The organism is Haloferula sargassicola, from assembly GCF_040362925.1.
GTDB classification, from domain to species: domain Bacteria; phylum Verrucomicrobiota; class Verrucomicrobiia; order Verrucomicrobiales; family Akkermansiaceae; genus Haloferula; species Haloferula sargassicola.
Map to the genome: position 1 here is coordinate 190,671 of NZ_BAABRI010000001.1, position 18,889 is coordinate 209,559.

The 18,889-nt window shown below is 66.6% G+C and carries 16 protein-coding genes; 9 read left to right on the plus strand and 7 right to left on the minus strand.

Annotation, left to right across the window (positions count from 1 at the left end):
• The first annotated feature begins 92 nt into the window (after positions 1–92).
• Positions 93–842: a DUF502 domain-containing protein gene (locus ABXH26_RS00805; protein ID WP_353565116.1), complete on the plus strand. Its 750-nt coding sequence runs from the start codon at positions 93–95 to the stop codon at positions 840–842.
• Here ABXH26_RS00805 and ABXH26_RS00810 read toward each other — a convergent pair.
• The gene (locus tag ABXH26_RS00810) at positions 839–1,918 is read right to left on the minus strand and encodes a hypothetical protein (protein ID WP_353565117.1); all 1,080 of its coding nucleotides are present in this window, start codon (positions 1,916–1,918) and stop codon (positions 839–841) included. The two genes, ABXH26_RS00805 and ABXH26_RS00810, sit on opposite strands and share 4 nt — an antisense overlap.
• On the minus strand, positions 1,915–3,165 hold the full coding sequence (locus ABXH26_RS00815) for an APC family permease (protein ID WP_353565118.1): 1,251 nt from the start codon (positions 3,163–3,165) through the stop codon (positions 1,915–1,917). Before ABXH26_RS00815 ends, ABXH26_RS00810 begins: the two co-directional genes overlap by 4 nt.
• A 462-nt stretch (positions 3,166–3,627) precedes the next feature.
• Between ABXH26_RS00815 and ABXH26_RS00820 the strand changes: the two genes are divergently transcribed.
• The gene (locus tag ABXH26_RS00820) at positions 3,628–4,668 is read left to right on the plus strand and encodes a PA0069 family radical SAM protein (protein WP_353565119.1); all 1,041 of its coding nucleotides are present in this window, start codon (positions 3,628–3,630) and stop codon (positions 4,666–4,668) included.
• On the opposite strand, the gene ABXH26_RS00825 is transcribed toward ABXH26_RS00820, so the two are convergent.
• Entirely contained in the window at positions 4,660–5,304 is a 645-nt protein-coding gene (locus ABXH26_RS00825; RefSeq protein ID WP_353565120.1) for a protein-L-isoaspartate(D-aspartate) O-methyltransferase, read from the minus strand. The genes ABXH26_RS00820 and ABXH26_RS00825 overlap by 9 nt on opposite strands.
• A gap of 68 nt (positions 5,305–5,372) precedes the next feature.
• On the opposite strand from ABXH26_RS00825, the gene ABXH26_RS00830 reads away from it, so the two are divergent.
• The gene (locus tag ABXH26_RS00830; RefSeq protein ID WP_353565121.1) at positions 5,373–5,837 is read left to right on the plus strand and encodes an EVE domain-containing protein; all 465 of its coding nucleotides are present in this window, start codon (positions 5,373–5,375) and stop codon (positions 5,835–5,837) included.
• Between the two features lie 684 nt (positions 5,838–6,521).
• On the opposite strand, the gene ABXH26_RS00835 is transcribed toward ABXH26_RS00830, so the two are convergent.
• Positions 6,522–7,454 (minus strand): type I phosphomannose isomerase catalytic subunit, encoded by a 933-nt coding sequence (locus ABXH26_RS00835; protein WP_353565122.1) that lies wholly within the window; start codon positions 7,452–7,454, stop codon positions 6,522–6,524.
• A 140-nt stretch (positions 7,455–7,594) separates the two neighbouring features.
• Between ABXH26_RS00835 and ABXH26_RS00840 the strand changes: the two genes are divergently transcribed.
• Complete coding sequence (locus tag ABXH26_RS00840) at positions 7,595–10,033, plus strand: FtsK/SpoIIIE family DNA translocase (protein ID WP_353565123.1); 2,439 nt, start codon at positions 7,595–7,597, stop codon at positions 10,031–10,033.
• Between the two features lie 30 nt (positions 10,034–10,063).
• Here the strand turns inward: ABXH26_RS00840 and tmk are convergent, their stop codons facing one another.
• Complete coding sequence (tmk, locus tag ABXH26_RS00845; RefSeq protein WP_353565124.1) at positions 10,064–10,645, minus strand: dTMP kinase; 582 nt, start codon at positions 10,643–10,645, stop codon at positions 10,064–10,066.
• 115 nt (positions 10,646–10,760) lie between these two features.
• On the opposite strand from tmk, the gene ABXH26_RS00850 reads away from it, so the two are divergent.
• The 5 genes from ABXH26_RS00850 to ABXH26_RS00870 all read left to right on the plus strand — a co-directional run bounded on the left by ABXH26_RS00850 (position 10,761) and on the right by ABXH26_RS00870 (position 14,248).
• Positions 10,761–11,015 (plus strand): hypothetical protein, encoded by a 255-nt coding sequence (locus tag ABXH26_RS00850; RefSeq protein WP_353565125.1) that lies wholly within the window; start codon positions 10,761–10,763, stop codon positions 11,013–11,015.
• Complete coding sequence (locus tag ABXH26_RS00855) at positions 10,976–12,007, plus strand: DUF4982 domain-containing protein (protein ID WP_353565126.1); 1,032 nt, start codon at positions 10,976–10,978, stop codon at positions 12,005–12,007. The genes ABXH26_RS00850 and ABXH26_RS00855 overlap by 40 nt, the downstream gene beginning before the upstream one ends.
• 176 nt (positions 12,008–12,183) lie before the next feature.
• Entirely contained in the window at positions 12,184–12,909 is a 726-nt protein-coding gene (locus ABXH26_RS00860) for an SDR family oxidoreductase (protein WP_353565127.1), read from the plus strand.
• 24 nt (positions 12,910–12,933) lie between these two features.
• Positions 12,934–13,191 (plus strand): phosphopantetheine-binding protein, encoded by a 258-nt coding sequence (locus ABXH26_RS00865; RefSeq protein ID WP_353565128.1) that lies wholly within the window; start codon positions 12,934–12,936, stop codon positions 13,189–13,191.
• 34 nt (positions 13,192–13,225) lie between these two features.
• Positions 13,226–14,248: a lysylphosphatidylglycerol synthase transmembrane domain-containing protein gene (locus ABXH26_RS00870; protein WP_353565129.1), complete on the plus strand. Its 1,023-nt coding sequence runs from the start codon at positions 13,226–13,228 to the stop codon at positions 14,246–14,248.
• Here ABXH26_RS00870 and ABXH26_RS00875 read toward each other — a convergent pair.
• A complete protein-coding gene (locus tag ABXH26_RS00875; protein WP_353565130.1) occupies positions 14,245–14,955 on the minus strand; it encodes a hypothetical protein in 711 nt (236 codons plus the stop codon). The two genes, ABXH26_RS00870 and ABXH26_RS00875, sit on opposite strands and share 4 nt — an antisense overlap.
• Positions 14,956–15,041: 86 nt before the next feature.
• Positions 15,042–18,749: a glycoside hydrolase family 2 TIM barrel-domain containing protein gene (locus ABXH26_RS00880; protein WP_353565131.1), complete on the minus strand. Its 3,708-nt coding sequence runs from the start codon at positions 18,747–18,749 to the stop codon at positions 15,042–15,044.
• Positions 18,750–18,889 lie beyond the last annotated feature (140 nt).

Here is an 18,889-nt window from a genome sequence, read left to right on the forward strand (position 1 = left end):
GGAATCGACCGGAAGGCCGGATCCGGGGGCGCAAAATTCCCTGCTCCCGTCAGGGCCGCCGCTTGCCAATCCGGGCGGTCCGGGTATGGATCGTGCGCCTTCCGATGGACGACTCCAATCCCCACGCCTCTCCGCGATCCTCCGGACTGAAAAGAGCCTTCAGCACCCTGCTGGCGGGCGTGGCCTCGGTCATTCCGATCCTGGCCACGCTGTGGATCCTCGTCCTGATCTACAAGATCCTCGGCGAAGCCGGCGATGCGATCATCGACGGCCTCTACGATTTCCTCAACCAGCTCCGCGGCCAGCGGGCAGGCGATCCCGGGTTCTGGCGCTTCGAGTTTCCCGGCTCCGAGTTCCTCCGCGCCCTGTTGCCGGTGCTGATCGTGTTCTCGGTCGGCTTTGCGGTGACGAACTCCCTCGGCAGGCACATCCTCCAGTGGATCGAGCTGCGCTTCGAGCGGATCCCGGTCATCGGCTTCCTCTATTCCTCGATCCAGCAACTGGTCGAGGCGATCAAGGGCATGGGCTCGGAGCGGAATTTCAAGGGCGTGGCTTTCGTCGAGTATCCAAGCCCCGGCTGCCGGCTGGTCGGCTTCGTGACCGGCAGCTTCCATGACAGCCGCACCGGCACCGAGGTCACCTCGGTGTTCATCCCCACCGCACCGAATCCGCTGACCGGCTTCGTGGTGCTGATGGACAACGACCGCATCACCATGAGCGACATGTCGCTCGAGGAGGCCAGCAAGCTGATCCTCTCCGCCGGCCTGGTGGCTCCGGAGCTGGAGAAGGACCTCGGTGCCTCCTCCGCGTCCGGAGCCCCGATCGAGCGCGGTCAGATCTAGCGCCGGCGGTGGACCTGCAGGTTCGCCTGCTCGGGCCGCATGTGGTAGCCGGAGCCGAAGGGGATCGAAGGGCCCGCGCCGCCGATCGAGTCGTAGGCCGCGGCCAGTTCGGGCTGGCGGAACTTCGCGAACAAGGGGATCGGGCGCTCGTAGGTGCCGAGCAGGGTGGTGTTCCACGTGCCTTGGTCGAAGTATTTGTAGGGAATGCCCGAGTCATCCTGCAGCACCACGCCGGCCTTGTTCAGCACCCAGCTGCGGATCTGGGAAAACGACGAGTCGTGCGGCAGGTAGGAGGCCGCCTTGAAATACACGGCGCCCCCGGCGTAGCGGTCGAGCCACGGCTGGAACGAGCCGAAGCCGCCATTCGAAAGGTCGGCCGACACGTAGATGACCCGCTTGGAGCCGCCGCCGTGGACATCGCGGAAACGGATCTCCACGCCCTGGCGGCCGGCCGCGTCGATGCCGGACACGCTTTCCACCCGGTCGCCCATCAGCGCGAGCGAGGTCATCAGGATCGGCGTCACCGGCGGAGCCTTGCGCATTTCCTCGGTGATGAAGTAGCCGTGCAGGATCGGCTCCTCGAGCACGCTGGCCAGGCTGGAGAGCAGCGGCAGCGGGTTGCCGGCGGAAAGGTCGGGCACCGAGCCGGCCTTTTCGAGGCCCAGCAGGACGTAGGTCGAGGCCTTCGGGAACATCGAGGTCGCGTAGAGGATGTCCGGTCCGCCGAAGGGATAGACCACGGTCGAGGGCGAGCCCATCGCATTGCGGGTGGTGGTGTAGTAGTACTGCGCCTCCCGTACCGTGCGCCGCGCGCCGGCATTGCGCCAGCGGACGTCCATGGTCAGCGCGTGGGTGTGGTAGTCGCCGTCGCGCCGCTGCCACTCGGAAAGCTGGGTGCCGTGGAGCACCGGGCGGCCGGCGAGGAAGCGCGCGATGTCATCGACGGTCGCCTCGCCCTCCACGACTTGGAAGTCGCGGGCCGGGTTCAGGGCGGTGACGGTGCCGCCCTGGGGCGGGATTTCCTGGCTGCAGCCGAAAAGCAGCAGCGCGGGGACGAGCAGGATGAGGCGTTTCATGAGGAGGATCGGGGAAGCAGGAACCACACTAGAGCACAGGCCAGCGCGGTGGCCAGTCCGGCACCCACCGCCACAGGCTCGGCGATGACCGAGCGGACGATGACGAAGGCGGTGAAGGCGAGAAAGATCGCCGCCGCGACGATGGGTTTTTTCCCTGAAAGGCGGAACACGCCGGCGGCGACCAGCAGGGTGCACAGCGTCAGGCCGGTCTGGGTGTAAACGACGAGCTCGCGGAAGCCGGTCAGCAGCGTGAACAGGATGGCGAGCGCCGTCTGGATCATCAGCGGCACCCGCGGGGCACCGCCGCCCGGGGTCAGGAAACGGAGCGCGGGGACGTTGCGACCCATCGCCGCCAGCACCCGCGGGCCCGCCCACAGCATGGCGCTGACCGAGGCGAAGAGCCCGATCGCGAACAGGCACGACACGACCCGCCCGGCGTCCTTGCCGAACAGCTGGGTGGCGGCGATTTCCCCGACCGCGTTCTGTCCCTTGAGCGCCTCGACCGGGGCGGCGAGGAGAAACGAGACGTTCAGCGCGATGTAGAGCAGCGTGACGAACAGCGTGCCGCCGACCAAGGCCCGCCGCACCGTGCGTGCCGGCCGCTCCCACTCCTCCAGTCCGTACACCGCGGCGTTCCAGCCCGAATAGGAGTAGAACACGAAGTAGAGCGCCACCGCGAAGGCCGGCGACCAGATGCCGGCCAGGTCGCGGGCGGGCTGGATCGACCACGGGATGTCGCCTTTTCCCGGCAGGAACATCGTGGCTGAGATGAAGGCCGCGATGAGCGCCAGCTTGATGCCGGTGGCGACGATCTGCACGCGGGCGCTGGTGGTCGGGGAAAAGGCGTGGGCCAGCGTGCCCAGCAGGATCACCGCGATGGCGGTCGTTTTCACCGGAACGTCCGGAAACGAGGCATGGAGGTACTCGCCGAGCGCGATCGCGCTGGCGGCGGTCGGGGCGGCGAAGCCCACGATCGCCGACAGCAGCCCGGCCATGAACCCGAGCGCCGGGTGGAAGAGGACGGTCAGGAAATGATGCTCGCCCCCGGAGGACGGGTGCGCCTCGGCCACCGCGGCGTAGCAGAAGGCGCCGCACAGCGCCACCGCGCCGCCGATCGCCCACAGCAGCGCGATCTGCGGGCCGGAAACCAGATCGAAAAGCTGGTAGCCGAGCGAGGTGAACACGCCCGTCCCGATCATCGAGGCGATGACCAACGCGGTGGCGGCGGTTTGTCCGGGCTTCGGCACGCGCTACTTCAATCGACAAGGTGCGGGGCCCGCCAAGGCAATTCGGCCGACCCGGGGCGGCGGGCACCGACACGAAGGGGGGGGCGGCGGGCGTCGACACGAGGGGGGCGGCGGGCATCGACCGCCGGGCAGGAAGGTGGAGCCGGCCACCAGGAAAAGCCCCTTCGAGTTCCCGCGACGAGTCTCTCCGAACCCCGCCGGTAGGGACGCGAACTCGTGAAGGGGGCGGCGGGCATCGACCGCCGGGCAGGAAGGTGGAGCTGGCCACCAGGGAAAGCCCCTCCGAGTTCCCGCGACGAGTCTTTCCGAACCCCGTCGGTAGGGACGCGAAGTCTCCCCACATCCCGCCGGTAGGAACTCCAACCAAGTCACCCTGTCATCAATCTGCCACCGCCCAGCCCGGCGGTCGATGCCCGCCGCCCCATTCTTGCATTCCCTCATCAATGTGTTCAAGTGAACGGCATGCGCGGGCGTGGAGCAGAGGACAATCCGGCCAACCGCTTCGAGCCGATGCGCGTCGAGGTGGACGAGGACGCGTGGGTCGATGACGACCCGCGGCCGCTGCAGACCGAGTTCTTGCGCGACGCCTCGCGGGAAATCCTGGCCCGCAACACCGCCGAGGACCTGTCCTTCGACTACGGCTTAAACCCCTACCGCGGCTGCGAACATGGCTGCAGCTACTGCTACGCCCGTACTTACCACGAGTATCTCGGCTTCTCCGCGGGCCTCGATTTCGAGTCGCGGATCGTGGTGAAACACGACGCGCCCCGCCTGCTGGAAGCCGCTCTGGCCAAGCCGGGCTACCGGCTGGGCAAGATTTCCATGAGCGGCGTGACCGACTGCTACCAGCCGGTGGAGCGCAGACTCGAGCTGACCCGCGGCTGCCTGGAGGTGATGGCGACCTTCCGCCAGCCGGTGGTGATCATCACCAAGAACGCGCTGGTCACCCGCGATCTCGACCATCTCGTGGAACTCGCGAAGTGGAACGCGGTGGCGGTTTACCTCTCGATCACCACGCTCGATCCGGCGTTGGCACGGATCCTCGAACCGCGGGCCTCCAGTCCGCGGGCGCGGCTGGAGGCGATCCGCACCTTGTCCGAGGCGGGCGTTTCCTGCGGGGTCAGCGCCGCACCGATGATCCCGGGTCTCAACGACCACGAGCTGCCGGCGATCCTGAAAGCCGTCAAGGACGCCGGCGGGCGCTTTGCGATGTATTCGATGGTCCGCCTGCCCGGCGCGGTCGCGGGAATCTTCGGCGACTGGCTGGACCGGCATCGGCCGGGCGCGAAGGAGAAAATCCTCGGTCGCATCCGTGCCGCCCGCGACGGGCGCTTGAACAGCAGCGTGCCGGGCGTGCGAATGAAGGGAACCGGCGAAGCCGCGGGGCAGATGCGGGCGCTGTTTCACGCGACCTGCCGCAGGCTCGAGCTGCCGACGAGCCCGCCGGAAGTGACGGGCGAGCATTTCCGCCGCCGGATGCCGGGGCAGGGCGAGCTATTCTGAGGGCGGGCCCTGCTGACGGGGCACGAAGCGGACCGCGTCGTGGTCGCTCACATCGAAGCCGCCGTCCTCCCGCCGGTGATAGACGCGCAGCACCTGCAGGTCGTCGTTTCCCACCGGGGCGACCAGGCGCCCGCGGGGTGCGAGCGAGTCGAGCAGCGCCTGCGGCACCTCGGGCACGGCGAAGGAGATCAGGATGCCATCAAAGCGCCGCTCGCGGTCCGGCCAGCCTTGGAGGCCGTCGCCCTGCTGGATCTCGATGTGGGTGAAACCGAGGCTCAGCAGGTTCTGGATGGCGATCGTGGCGAGGTCGCGGAACCACTCGATCCCGCACACGTCCTGCGCCACGTGGCCGAGCACCGCGGTTTGGAAACCGCAGCCCGAGCCGATCTCCAGCGCGTGTCCGTTTTCCGGGAGTTCGAGGAGTTCGACCATCTTGGCCACGATGTAGGGTTGGGAGGCGGTCTGCCCGTGGCGCAGCGGTAGCGGTCGGTCGTCGTAGGCCATGCCGCGCTCGCTTTCGGGCAGGAAATCCTCCCGCGGCACCGCACTGAACGCATCGAGCACGCGCGGATCGTGGATGCCGCGCTCGATAAGCTGGCTGTGGATCATGAGGTTGCGTTCAGCGAGCGAGTTCACGGGGCCGACGCTAACACACCGGCCGGATTGCGCTTGCGGGAATTCGTGTCACGCGGGATGGAGTCGGCATGCGCTATTGGCTGATCAAATCGGAGCCCGACGTGTTCGGGATCGACGACCTCGAACGCGTCGGCCGCGAGCCGTGGAACGGAATTCGCAACTATCAGGCCCGGAATTTCATGCGCGACGACATGGAGGTGGGCGACCTGGCATTGTTCTATCACTCGAACGCCAAGCCGCCGGGCGTGGTGGGGATTGCGCGGGTGGTCAGCGAGCCGTATCCGGACGATCTGCAGTTCGACGAAAAATCGGACTACCACGATCCCAAGTCGAACCCCGACGATCCGCGCTGGCTGATGGTCGATTTCGAGTTCGTGAAGAAGTTTCCCGGAATGGTCAGCCTGGATCAGCTGAAGGCCGAGAAGGTGCTGGATGGCATGCTGGTCACGAAGCGCGGCACGCGGCTGTCGATCACCCCGGTCGAGCCAAAGCATTTCAAGAAGGTCTGCTCGATGGCCGGAGTGAAGATGTGAAAGGGGGGGCGGCGGGCATCGACCGCCGGGCAGGAAGGTGGAGCCGGCGGGTGGGGAAGAGCTCCTTCGAGTCCCCGCGACGAGTCTCTCTGAATCCCCGGGAGGGACGCGAAGTCGTGAAGGGGGCGGCGGGCATCGACCGCCGGGCAGGAAGGTGGAGCCGGCGGGTGGGGAAGTGTTTCTTCGAGTCCCCGCGACGAGTCTCTCTGAATCCCCGGAAGGGACGCGAAGTCGTGAAGGGGGCGGCGGGCATCGACCGCCGGGCAGGAAGGTGGAGCTGGCGAGCGGGGAAGAGCTTCTTCGGGTCCCCGCGACGGGTCTCTCTGAATCCCGCCGGGAGGGACGCGAAGTCGTGAAGGGGGCGGCGGGCATCGACCGCCGGGCAGGAAGGTGGAGCCGGCGAGTGGGGAAGTGCTTCTTCGAGTCCCCGCGACGAGTCTCTCTGAATCCCGCCGGGAGGGACGCGAACCCAGCCGCGCGGCGGTCGAGCTGCGAGGGCCCAGCCCGGCGGTCGATGCCCGCCGCCCCGCTTCCCAGCAAGTCTGGAAGCGCACGGCGCAGCCGACGCTTCTTCGAGTCCCCGCGACGAGTCTCTCTAAATCCCGCCGGGAGGGACACGAACCCAGCCGCGCGGCGGTCGGGCTGCGAGGACCCTGCCCGGCGGTCGATGCCCGCCGCCCCGCTCTACGGGAGGGTGGTCCGCAGGAGCGTCGCGCGGCCGTTGGCGGTCAGCTTGCCGGGGCCGCGAGGCATCAGAACAAAGGCACCCTTTTTGAAAATCCGGCCGTCGTGCGAGGTCACCTGGCCCTCGGCCACGGAGAAGATCGAAAAGCGGTCCTCGTCGAAGTTGCCGGCCGTTTCGGCGGGCGCGAGCACGATCTTTTCCACCCGGAAATGCTCGCAGCTCGCGATCACGGTGCCGTCCGGCGTGTCCATGCCGGGCTCGAAGTCGTCGAAATCGATGCTCTTCAGCGATTCCTCCACGTGCAGGTCGCGGGGCTTGCCGTCGAGCCCGACCCGGTTCCAGTCGAACACCCGGTAGGTGGTGTCGGAGTTCTGCTGGATCTCGTGGATCAGGAAACCCGCGCCGATCGCATGCAGCCGGCCGGATGGGATGAAGATGGAGTCGCCGGTCTTCGGCTCGATGGCGTGAACGACCTCGGCCACGGTGCCATCGGCCAGCGCTTGGTCGAAGTCCTCGCGGGTGACGCCGTTTTTCAATCCGACGTAGAGCTTGGCACCCGGATCGGCCTGGGCGATGTACCACATCTCCGTCTTCGGCTCACCACCGAGCGAGGGGGCGAGGTCGGCCGGCGGGTGGACCTGGATCGAGAGGTCGTCGCGGGCATCCAGCACCTTGATCAGCAGGGGAAAGCGGGGGGAATCCGGCAGGCCCTCGCCGAAGATCTCCTCGCGCCGGGTCGTCCAGAGTTCGTGCAGCGTGCTTCCGGCGAGCGGTCCGCCGCGCACCACCGATTGTTCCTTTTCGCGATCGACGATTTCCCAAGCCTCGCCGTAGGGGGCGTCGTCGGGGAGGTTGCGGAAATAAGCGGTCTCCAGCATCCGGCCGCCCCAGACGCGTTGCATGTAAAGTGGCTTGAAGGTGATCGGATCCATGGCCGCGACGGTGGCGCGGAGCCGCGGGCGGCGGAAGGCGAAATTCGGGCAATTGGCTAAGATTCCCTGATTTTCCAGTCCCGGAAAACAATCTTGCGAGGGGCGGGCCGGCGGGGGATGCTGCGGGCCGCGCACCCCTGATGGCGAAGAAGGACAATCGAAAACGAGGCCAGGCCGCGGAGGCCCCGAAGTGGTCGAACGAACTGATCGGCATCGGCTTGATCGGCCTGGGGCTGGTGCTGTTCCTGGCCGTGGTTTCGTTTTCCCACAAGGATCTGCCGGTGTGGGGCATGGGCGAGAGCCTGGCGCCCCACGCGGAGGCGCAAAAGCCGCGGGGAAATTTCATCGGACCGCTGGGCACCGTCATCGGGCTGGCGCATGCGTTTCTTTTCGGCAAGGCCGGCTTCCTGCTGCCCGTGGCGCTGATCTGGTTCGGCGTGATCAAGCTGGTCTTCAATGGCCGGCTGTGGCCGCGCACGGGGATCGGCTTCGTGGTGATGCTCCTGAGCGGGGCGGTGTTCCTGCACGCCGGCTGGGCGGATCCGGGGGATGCCCCGGGAGCTGGCGGGGTTTTCGGGCGGCTGATTTCGGACCAGCTGATGCGCCCGATCGTGGGGAAAACCGGCACCGTGATCATCGCGGCCGTGGCTTACCTGTTCGCGCTGATCCTGGTGGTCGGCCAGCGGCCGCTGCGCTTCATCAAGGGCACCGCCGCCTTGTCGGCGGAGGGCGTGGGCAAGGTGTCGGAGATGATTTCCGAGCGCAAGGAGCGCGGCGACAAGGAAGCGCGGCTCAAATTCGAACGCGAGCGGGAGAAGGAAAAACGGCGCGAGGAGCGGAAGAAAGCCACGCCCGCGCCGAAGGTCGGGGAGGCGCCGCAGGCTGAGCTGCCGCTGCGCGAAACGCCGGCGCCGCAGATCATCGATGCGTCCCAGCGCCGGGTCGAGCCGCCGAAGCCGGGCGACAAACCCTTCGAGCGCAGAAGGGGTCACGCCTCGCTGCCGACCGCCGGCTTCGAGGACTACGATCTGCCGGGCTTCGACCTGTTGGACGCGGTCGAGGAGGTCGAGGACGCCACCGAGGCCAACCGCGACGAACTGCTGGCGGTGCAGAGGACCATCGTCGAAACGCTGCGTTCCTTCGGCATCGAGACCACCCCGGGCGACATCACCCGCGGGCCGACCATCACCCGCTACGAGATCTACCCGAGCGTCGGGCTCCGCGTTTCCCGGATTTCCCAGCTGGAGGCGGACATCGCCCGCGCCACCAAGGCGGAGCGGATCAACATCCTGGCACCGATCCCGGGCAAGGACACGGTCGGCATCGAGCTGGCGAACTCCGACAAGGTCGCGGTGCCGCTGCGCGAGCTCCTCCAGGACCAGGAATTCCGCTCGGCGAAAAAGAAGATCCCGCTGGCGCTTGGCAAGGACGTCTATGGCAAGACGGTCATCGGAGACCTCGCCGCCATGCCGCACCTGCTCGTCGCCGGCGCGACCGGATCGGGCAAGTCGGTGTGCATCAACTCGATCATCGCCTCGATGCTGTTCAAGTTCGGCCCCGACGAGCTGCGCTTCATCATGGTCGATCCGAAGGTGGTCGAGATGCAGCTCTACAACAAACTGCCGCACCTGGTGGTGCCGGTGGTGACCGATCCGAAGAAGGTCGTCGCGGCGCTCAAGTGGGTGGTGAATGAAATGGAGAAGCGCTACCGCGTGTTCGCGAAGTGCGGCGTGCGGAACTTCGATGGCTTCAACAGCCGGGTGCGCGAGGAAAAGCCCGCCGCGCCCGAGCCGGAGGAAGCTGCTCCGTGGGAGGACGAGGAGGTCGATCAGGAGGAGATCGAATCGATCGCCGCGGCCTTGGAAAGCGGCGAGCTGGGGCCCGAGGCGGATGAGGACGAGCTGATTCCGGAGGACGACGAAATTCCCGACCGCTATCCCTACATCGTGGTCATCGTCGATGAGCTGGCCGACCTGATGCAGACCGCGCCGGCCGAGGTGGAGATGAACATCGCCCGCATCGCCCAGAAGGCGCGGGCGGCGGGCATCCACCTGATCATCGCCACCCAGACGCCGCGGGCGGACGTGGTGACGGGCATCATCAAGGCCAACATCCCGTGTCGCGTGGCCTTCCAGGTTTCGTCGCAGCTCGACTCACGCGTCATCCTCGACACCAAGGGCGCCGAGAAGCTCGTCGGCAAGGGCGACATGCTCTACCTGCCGCCGGGATCGGCGAAACTCGAGCGCGCCCAAGGAGCCTTCGTTTCCGATGAGGAAGTCGAGCGTCTGGTCAAGCACTGCTCCGGGCAGGCCGAGCCGAACTTCGAGGAAGACATCCAGCAATCCATCGAAAACGCCGCCAACGGCGATGGCGAGGAGGAGGTGTCCGACGCGGATGAGGAGATGATCATCAAGTGCATCGACGTCGTCCGCCAGGAGCAGAAGTGCAGCACCAGCCTGCTGCAGCGGCGTCTGCGCCTCGGCTACACCCGCGCGGCCCGCATGGTGGACATCCTCGAGCAGCGCGGCATCGTCGGCCCCGGCGACGGCGCCAAGGCGCGCGAGGTGTATGTGAAATGATGGAGCGCCGATGATGAAATCGGCATCGCCTCATCGGCGCTCCGCCAAGGCTGACTTGATCTGCTCGTGAACGTTTTCCATCGGCACGCTGGCGTCGATGAGCTGGGCGAAGGGCTCGGTCCTCAGGGAAAGGAAGATCTCCCGGCACTTCTGGAGGGCGCCGCGCTTTTCAAACTCGTTGGCGGTGTCGCCGCGGCCGCCGATGCGCTGAAGGGCGAGATCGACGTCGAGATCGAGGATGAAAAGGTGGTCGGGAAGCGGGGCGAAGGCTTCGTTTTTCCGCCGGATCTCGTCAATATCGAGGCCTCGCGAGCCCTGATAGGCCATGGTGGAGAAGTAGTAGCGGTCGAGGATCATCACCTTGCCGGCGGCGAGGGAGGGGGAGATGAGCTCTTCCACGTGCTGCCGGCGATCGCGCAGGAAAAGCTCGAGTTCCTCCTCCGCCGTGGCCCGTCCGGTGGCGGCGGATTCGCGGAGGCGCTTGCCCCAGGGGCCGTCGGTCGGCTCGCGGCTGGTCACGACCTCGCGGCCTTGTTGGACGAACCAGTCGGCCAGCAGCTGGACCTGGGTGGACTTGCCGGTGCCGTCGATGCCTTCAAGGACGATGAACATGCCGCAGCCTCCGGGAGCGGGCGCAAAACTGCCAAGAGGGAAATGCGTCGCACCGTCACGTCATCCCCCATTGAGGGGGTTGCCACGGGCATCGATCCCGGATCGAATCTTTGGGATGAAAGGGTTGTGGATGATCGCGCTGGCCGGCTGGGCCGGTGCCCGCGATGTCGAGTCGCTCGACCGGGGCTGGCGGTTTTTCCAAGGAAATGTCGCAGGCGCGGAGGCGGCGGGCTTTGACGACAGCACGTGGAGCCGGGTCGACACGCCGCACGATTGGAGCATCGCGGGCAGTTTTGAAAAGGACGCCGCGGCCGGTGGCTCAGCGGGCTGGTGCGCGTGTGCCACGAGAACGATCCGACCCGGCCGGTGACGCAGGCGCTTTTCCGGCCGAACGTCACCCAGGATTACGACAACGGCCTGGCCGACATGCTGGACGTGATTGGCACCAACTATCGCGACGCCGAGTTGTTGCAGGCGTGGAAGGACAAGCGGGGGCGAAAGATCGTCGGCACCGAGCAGGGCCACGAGCGCAGCACCTGGTTCGAGTGCCGCGATCACCCGCAGCACGCCGGGCAGTTCTTGTGGACGGGGATCGACTACCTCGGTGAATCGCGCGACTGGCCGGTCACGACCTACAATTCCGGCCTGCTCGACCGCACCGGCTGGATCCAGCCGCGCGGCTGGGAGCGCCGCAGCTGGTGGAGCGACGAGCCGATGGTGAAGCTGTTTCGCCGTGTCGGCGCGACCGAGGCGACCCCGCCGGACCCGGGCTACGAGGTGATCGAGTGGAAACGCCGCCAGGTGCTGTTTCCCGACTGGAACCCGGAAACCGAGGGCCCGCAGCGTGTGGAGGTCTACGCCGAGGCGGACGAGGTCGAGCTTTTCCTCAACGGCCGCTCGCTGGGGACGAAGAAGGTGAAGGACGACATCGCGCTGAACTGGGAGGTTTCGTTTGAAAAAGGAGCTCTCAAGGCAGTGGCGAGGATCGCGGGCAAGGAGGTGGCCAGCGACCAGCTCACGACCGCCGGCGAGCCGGCGAGACTGGTGGCGCGCGGCGATCGGGTGAGCCTCGGGCGGGACTTCGAGTCCGTCGGCCACGTGGAGGTCGAGGTGACCGATGCCGAAGGCCACGTGGTTCCGACGGCGAAGAACGAGATTCACTTCGACGTCTCCGGGCTGGGGAAGCTCATCGCCGTGGACAATGGCTCGATTGTCAGCCACGAGTCGTTCGTGGCGGATCATCGGCGCGCGTTCCAAGGCCGCTGCCTCGGCATGGTCCGGGCGACCGGTGAAGGAGAGATCATGGTGCAGGTGAGTGCCGAGGGCCTGGCGTCGGCGGAAGTGACGCTGTCATCGCCTTGAGCGCTCGATACGCCACGCATGTAGTTCCCCCTTCAGGGGGTTGCGCTGCCAGAGCCATGCCGGTCCGGATGCCGCCATCCGCAACCCCCTAAAGGGGGAACAACAGGCAGCCGGTGGCGGGCCTCAAACTGCCGGTGGCGGGCTTGCCATCCGGGGGTGGGTGGCGAGGATGGGGCGTGCGAAGCATTCTGATCACCGGAGGAAATGGCGGGCTCGGACTCGGGATCGGGCGGTATTTTCTGGAAAAGCAGGACGACGCCCAGGTCTGGCTGGGAGTCCGCTCGAACCGCGGGGCCGCGACCGCTCTGGCGGACGAATTCGATGGGCGCTGCCGGCTGGTTGATCTGGAAGTGACCTCCCGCGAGGCCTGGGAAGCCGCCGTTTCCACGATGACCGAAGCTCACGGTCGTCTCGACGTGCTGGTGAACAATGCGGGCATGCACCGCGACGCGCTGCTGGCCACGATGGACGACGACGCATGGCACTCGGTGGTCTCCTCGAACCTCGACTCGGTGTTTTTCGGTTGCCGCGCGGTGATCCCGACCATGATGCGCCAGCGTTTCGGGCGGATCGTCAACATCGCCTCGCTGAGCGCCATCCTGCCGCCGCTCGGACAGACCAACTACGCCGCGGCCAAGGCCGGCGTGGTGGCGCTGACGCAAACGCTGGCCAAGGAGGTGGCGCGGGCCGGCATCACGGTCAACGCCGTGCTCCCGGGCTACATCGAGACCGAGGCCCTCGCCCCGATGGACGAGGAGGCGGCCAAACAGGCCAAACGGGGCATCCCCATGCGCCGCTTCGGCCAGCCGGCGGAAGTGGCGGCTGCAGTCGCCTTTCTCGCTTGTCAGGATGCGGGCTACGTCACAGGTTCCGCCCTGAAGATCGATGGCGGCATCTTCTGACGCAACACACTGATTCTTGGAAACATGGCTCAAGGCGAGGAACTGAGGACCCGGATCAAGGAGGTGATGGTCGACGAGCTGATGCTGGATTTCGAGCCCTCGGAGATCGAGAACGAGACGCCGATTTTCGGCGCCGAGGGGCTGGGGCTGGACTCGGTCGATGCCCTCCAGCTGGTGGTCGCGATCGAAAAGCACTTCGGCTTGAAAGTCGGCGACGCCGAAAAGGCGAAATCGGTGCTGCAGAGCGTCGAGACCATCGCCCTGGCCATCGAGGCGCAGTGAGCGGGGCCCTTCCGCCGCGGGCAGGATCGAGGCGATGAAGAAGGCCCTGTTTTTCCTGCTGAAGCTGGCACTCACCGGAGCCTGCCTGAGCTGGGCGCTCAAGGGGGTGGACTGGAGCAGCTCCATCTTCACCAAGCCCGGCGAGCTGGCCTGGCGATGGGCCGTCCCCGGCGTGTTGCTGGCGGGCCTGACCGCGGTGCTGACCGCGACCCGGCTGTGGCTCCTGCTGCGCGCTCAGAACATCCGGATTTCCCTCCTGCGGGCGATCGAGCTGACCCTCATCGGCAACCTGTTCAACCTCGCGGCCGTCGGTGGCATCGGCGGCGATGCCGCGCGGATCTTCCTGCTCATCCGCGACCATCCGGAACGCAAGCTGGCGGTCACCATGACGGTGCTGTTCGATCACCTCGTCGGGCTGGTGGCGATGTCGCTGGTCTTCTTCGCGCTGACCGCCGGACGCTTCGACGCGCTGGCCAGCCAGAGCGTGGAAACGCGCGGCATCCTGCGTTTCTCGTGGATGTTCTTCACCGGCGGGCTGGTGATGGTGTTCGGGATGTTCATCGCCTCCTACCCGCCGATCCACGATCGCATCCACGCCCGTGGCCGGCATTGGAAGATCGCCTTCCTGCGGCAGCTGCCGCTGATCTACGACGTGTATCGTAAAAAGTGGCGGCATGGCCTGGTGGCGCTGCTGGTCGCGGCGATGATGCTGCCCATTTACTACGCCACCTTCTGGTGCGGGGCGCGGGTGGCGGGGTCGGAGGTCGATCCCGGGCCGATCCTGACCGCCATGCCGGTGGTGGACATGGTGAGTGCCCTGCCTCTCTCGGTGGCGGGCCTCGGGGTGCGCGAGAAATCGCTGCAGGTGCTGATGGAGGACCTGACCGGCATGGCGCCCGATGTGGCGGTGGCGGCGTCGCTGGTGGGCTTTCTTTTCACCCTGGTATGGGCGATTCCCGGAGCGCTTCTTTTCCTGCACAGCGGAGGCAAAGCCACGCTCAGGGCGATCCGGAGGATGGAGGAAGAGACGCCGCCGGATGTCTCCGCGGCGGACTAGGACCGGCCCCGCCGCAGCCGCCGGATGGCGAAAAAGGCGGCGAGTCCGAGGGTCACCAGTCCGCCGGCCGCGATCGGAAGCACGGGGAAGGGGAGAGGGGCCTGGAAACGCATCTCGACCGGCGCTGCAAGCGCCTGGCCGAGCGTTCGATGCCAGATCAGCGTCCGGCCGCCGTCGAGGACTTGGTCGGCGTTGTTCGACCTCGAAGCGGTCGGCAGATGGACGATGTAGTCGAGCTTCCGCTCCCGCCGCTCGCTTGGCGTGATGGCGAACTTGGCCAAGCCAAGCGCATCGCTCAGGTCGAGCTGACGGTGGAAGTCGATTCCCATGGCGGAAACCCGGACATCGAAATCTCCCGCGAGTTTTTCCATACCCGGCACCGGGGCCTCCGAGGACGGATGCTCCGACAAGGTCGCCAGATCCCGCAGCGATGGCGCGGTGGCGGTCAAGGTCAGCGTCTGGTCTCCGCCGTCCGTGGGCGGGTGAACGGTCAGGCTTTCCAGGACGACCTGGGGATTCGAGGCGAACCACGAGTCCAGCGATGCGCGCAGTTCCGTTCCACCGCCAGCGAGCGAAACCGCGCGGGCGGGGACGGTGAGGTCGATCTGGAGCCGGCCGGAGCCATCGCGGTGGACCCAGACTTCCTCCCGCACCTCGAAGCAGGAAGCGAGCAGCAGGATGCCGAAAAGGAGGAGCAGGTGACGCACGGCCGCGAGTGAAGCGGAAAGCAGGCATCGCGGGCAAAAAGAAACCCGGACCGGCGGGGCCCGGGTGGAATCAAGCCCGCCTTGGCTCACTTCGCGGCCTCGAGCACGAAGCGCCAGTGATACTCACCGTTCGGCCAGAGGATGTGCTGCGGCAGCGGCAGCGCGCCCCAGGAGTTCTCGCCGCCGGCACCCTGCTGGGCGTGGTCGAGGTTGAGCGTCACGAAGTCCCGCTCGGGGATGTCGCAGGGGTGGGCGAAGTCCTCGAGGTCGCTCATGGCGAAGGGCCAGAGGCTGGCATCGAGCGTCCCGCCAAGAGCCGTGAAGGCGAGTCCCTTGCCGGCGGCATCGGTCACCTTGCCGTGGCGCACGCCGGTGCGATTGCCGGTCTCCTGCGGCTCGACGTAGGGGAACCAGGATTGGTCGGTCTTAACGGTCCAGGCCCCGATTTCGCCACCGCGATGACGGTCGCTCATGGTCTCGTGCGGGCCGAGGCCGTACCACGAGAGCGTGTCGATCGACTTGGCGAGGCGGCACTGCATGCCGATGCGGGGGATGCGGCCGAGGGGCTCACCCTGCTTCGCGCGCGGGCGGATGGTGGCATCGACGGTCAATCGACCCTCGCCATCCACCCGGTAGACCAGCTTGCCTTCGGTATCGCCCGCCGGAATGCCGAGGGCGAAGTGGAGTTCCACGGCGTCGGTCGTTTTTTCCACGTAGTGGGAGCGGACGGTGGCGTTCGGGCCCGCTTCCTTCCACACGGCGCAGACGCGCTGGTAAGCGTGGGACGGATTGTTGTCGGTGCCGTTGTCGTTGTCGGTCGGCGCGCGCCAGAAGTTCAGGGTGAGCGGCGCCTCAAGGAGGGGCGCGCCAGCCTGCGTGATCTGGACGACGGCACCGTTCACGCTGCTGAATTCGATGCTGAAATCCTCGCCTGTCACGGTGATCGAAGCGTCGCCTTCCGTCACTTCGGGGGCTTCCTTGGCGGCGGGAGGCAGCGCCGTGAGCCCGCCGGGGGACAGCACGAAGCGGCTCCAGGCGAGGCGATGCCCGGCACCGGCCCAGGGTGTGTCGGTCTTCAGTTTGAGGTCCACGGCCAGCACCGTTTCCTTGCCGGGGGAAATGGAAATCCCGGAGAGGTCGAGTTTCACCACCGCCGAAGACCGCGGCGCGACCGACGGCAGCTCGGCGGTCCGGTCAAGCGAGCCTTCGCCCTCGACCAGGACCCCCCAGGTCATCGCAAGGTCGCTGAGGTCGGTGAAGAAGCGCTTGTTGGTGATGCGCACCAGCCCGGGGCCGACGAGATCAAGGTCGATGTCCGCATAGCACTTCTTCACTTCGGGAAGCTGCGGGGTCGGCTTGCGGTCGGACGTGACGATGCCGTTGCAGCAGAAGTTGCCGTCGTTCGGCATGTCGCCGAAGTCGCCGCCGTAGGCGAAAAACTCCCGTTCGCCGGGAGCTTGGGAGAATCTGGTCAGGTCGATGTCGAGCAGGGCCTCGCCCCCCTGCAGGTCGGCGGGGTCGAGGGCCTCGCCGCCGATGCGCACGCGGTGGATGTCGCCGTGGAAAAGGCGGCTCGTTTCTTCGCTGTTGAAGCCGATGCCGACCGGTTGGCCGTCGTAGCGCACCTTGCCCATGAACGGCCGGCTGGCGACCTGCTCGCCATCGATCACGAGGCGGAGGTGGCCGCCATCGAAGATGCCGGCGACCGTGTGCCGCTGGCCTTCCCAGCCCCGGGGCAGGGGGGCGCTGACCGCTTGCCAGGTGGAGTCGAAAATGAAGAACTCGAGCTGACCGTTCCGGCCGATCTTGAGGGCCCACGAATGGTCACCCTTGGAGAGGATATCGTTATGGCCGGAATTGGTGTCCGGAGTGACTTCCGCCACCAGTGTGAAGGCTCCGCCGGGGCGCAGCGAGGCGTGGTCGGCCACCGTGGCATAGCCCTCGACCCTGCCGCGGCCGGCTTCCGCCTTGCCTGCGAAAACGACCGGGTGGCCGTGGGATGAGGTGTCGGTAAAGATCGCGGGAGCCGGCTTTTTCGCCCGCAGCCCCTGGTCGATGAAATCCCAGATATAGCCGCCTTGGAGAAGTCGTTCGTTTTCGAAGAGGTCCCAGTACTCGCCCAGGCCCCCGGTCGAGTTGCCCATGGCGTGCGAGTACTCGCACTGGATCAGCGGCCGCTGCTGTTCGAGCGGCTTCTTTTCCTCGTCGCGGGCATAGTTTTCGCACCCACGATGGGTGGCGTACATCGGCGAGTAGAAATCGACGTGCGCCTTGCGGCCACCCTGCTCGTAGTGGACCGGGCGGGAGGATTCGTGCTCCTTCACCCACTTCGAGGCGGCTTCGAAGTTGACGCCGTCGCCCGCCTCGTTGCCGAGCGACCAGACGATGACCGAGGGGTGATTCTTGAAGGCTTCGACCATGTTGCGGACGCGGTCGATGTGGGCCTCCTGCCAGGACGGGTCCTTGGCCAGCGACTCCGGCCCGTAGCCCATGCCATGGCTTTCAATGTTCGCCTCGGAGGTGACGTAGAGGCCGTATTCGTCGCACAGTTCGAGGAAGCGCGGATCGTTGGGATAGTGGCTGGTGCGGATGGCGTTGATGTTGTTCCGCTTGGCGAGGAGGATGTCCTCGCGCATCCGCTCCTCGCTGAGGTAGTGACCGGTGTCCGGGTCGTGGTCGTGGCGGTTGACGCCCTTGATCATCACCGGCTGGCCGTTGACGAGAAGCTGGCCGTTCTGCACCTCGCTGCGGGAGAAGCCGATCTTCGTGCCGAAATAATCGACCGGCTGGCCGTCGCCGTCCTTCACGGTGAGGAGGAGCTGGTAGAGCACCGGGCTTTCCGCCGACCATGGCTTGATGTCCAGCCCGTCGAGCTTGAGCGAGGCGCGCTCGCCCGCCTTGCCGCTGAGGGTGGAGTTGATGATTTCCCGGCCGCCGCCGAGCTCGCTGATCACGGCCTGCACCGACCAGCCGGCATCCTTGCCATCGAGCTGGCGCACTTCGGTTTCGAGGGTGAGGACGCCCTTCTGGTAGGAATCATCCAGCCCGCCGCGGGCGAAAAAGTCCCGCAGCTGGAGTGGCGCGGACGAGTGCAGGTAGACATCGCGGAAAATCCCCGACAGCCGCCACATGTCCTGATCCTCCAGGTAGGAGCCGTCGGAATAGCGGTAGACCTCGACCGCGACCGTGTTTTCCCCGTCGTGGAGGTATTTTGTGATGTCGAATTCGGCCGGGGTGCGGGAGTCCTGCGAGTAGCCGACCTTTTCGCCGTTGATCCACAGGTAGAAGGCGGAATCGACGCCGTTGAAGGTGATGAAGGTGTGGCGGCCCTTCCATTCCCCCGGCAGCGTGAAGGTTTTGAGGTAGGAGGAGACGGGGTTGCGGTCCTTGGAGGTGTTCCAGTCCCGCGGCGGCTCGCCCATCACGTGGGGCGGGTTGCTTTTGAACGGGTAGGTGGCGTTGGTGTAGATCGGGATGCCGTAGCCCTGCAGCTCCACGTTGGAGGGGACGGGGATGGTTTTCCATGAAGAGCTGTCGAAGTCCGGCTTGAAGAAATCGGCGGGTCGCTGGTCCGGATTTCCCACCCAGTGGAACTTCCAGTCGCCGTTGAGCACCCGGCACCACGGGGACTCCAGCCGTTTTTTCGAAACCGCGCCCTCGGCGGTGGGGAACGGCATGGAGATCGCGCGGGGCTCTTCCTTGTTGATGCGGAAAACGTGCTGGTTTTCCCAATCCGGCGCGGCCTGGGAAGCGAGGGTGGAGCCGAAAAGGGCCGTAAGCATGAGGGTCTTCATGGTCGATGGCCGCCATCCATCGCGTTGCGTCCGGAGGCTGACAAGGTCAATGATACGTTTCCTATCCGAAAGGGGGGGGCATGCGCGGTGCGCCCAAGCATCGCTTGCGGCCGGCGGAGGAGCGGGGATAGTCGGAGGAG

Coding starts and splice junctions, on each gene's coding strand:
- ABXH26_RS00810 (WP_353565117.1), bottom strand. CDS start 1,918: ATGAAACGCCTCATCCTGCTCGTCCCCGCGCTGCTGCTTTTCGGCTGC.
- ABXH26_RS00820 (WP_353565119.1), top strand. CDS start 3,628: ATGCGCGGGCGTGGAGCAGAGGACAATCCGGCCAACCGCTTCGAGCCG.
- ABXH26_RS00830 (WP_353565121.1), top strand. CDS start 5,373: ATGCGCTATTGGCTGATCAAATCGGAGCCCGACGTGTTCGGGATCGAC.
- ABXH26_RS00835 (WP_353565122.1), bottom strand. CDS start 7,454: ATGGATCCGATCACCTTCAAGCCACTTTACATGCAACGCGTCTGGGGC.
- ABXH26_RS00840 (WP_353565123.1), top strand. CDS start 7,595: ATGGCGAAGAAGGACAATCGAAAACGAGGCCAGGCCGCGGAGGCCCCG.
- tmk (WP_353565124.1), bottom strand. CDS start 10,645: ATGTTCATCGTCCTTGAAGGCATCGACGGCACCGGCAAGTCCACCCAG.
- ABXH26_RS00850 (WP_353565125.1), top strand. CDS start 10,761: ATGAAAGGGTTGTGGATGATCGCGCTGGCCGGCTGGGCCGGTGCCCGC.
- ABXH26_RS00865 (WP_353565128.1), top strand. CDS start 12,934: ATGGCTCAAGGCGAGGAACTGAGGACCCGGATCAAGGAGGTGATGGTC.
- ABXH26_RS00870 (WP_353565129.1), top strand. CDS start 13,226: ATGAAGAAGGCCCTGTTTTTCCTGCTGAAGCTGGCACTCACCGGAGCC.
- ABXH26_RS00880 (WP_353565131.1), bottom strand. CDS start 18,749: ATGAAGACCCTCATGCTTACGGCCCTTTTCGGCTCCACCCTCGCTTCC.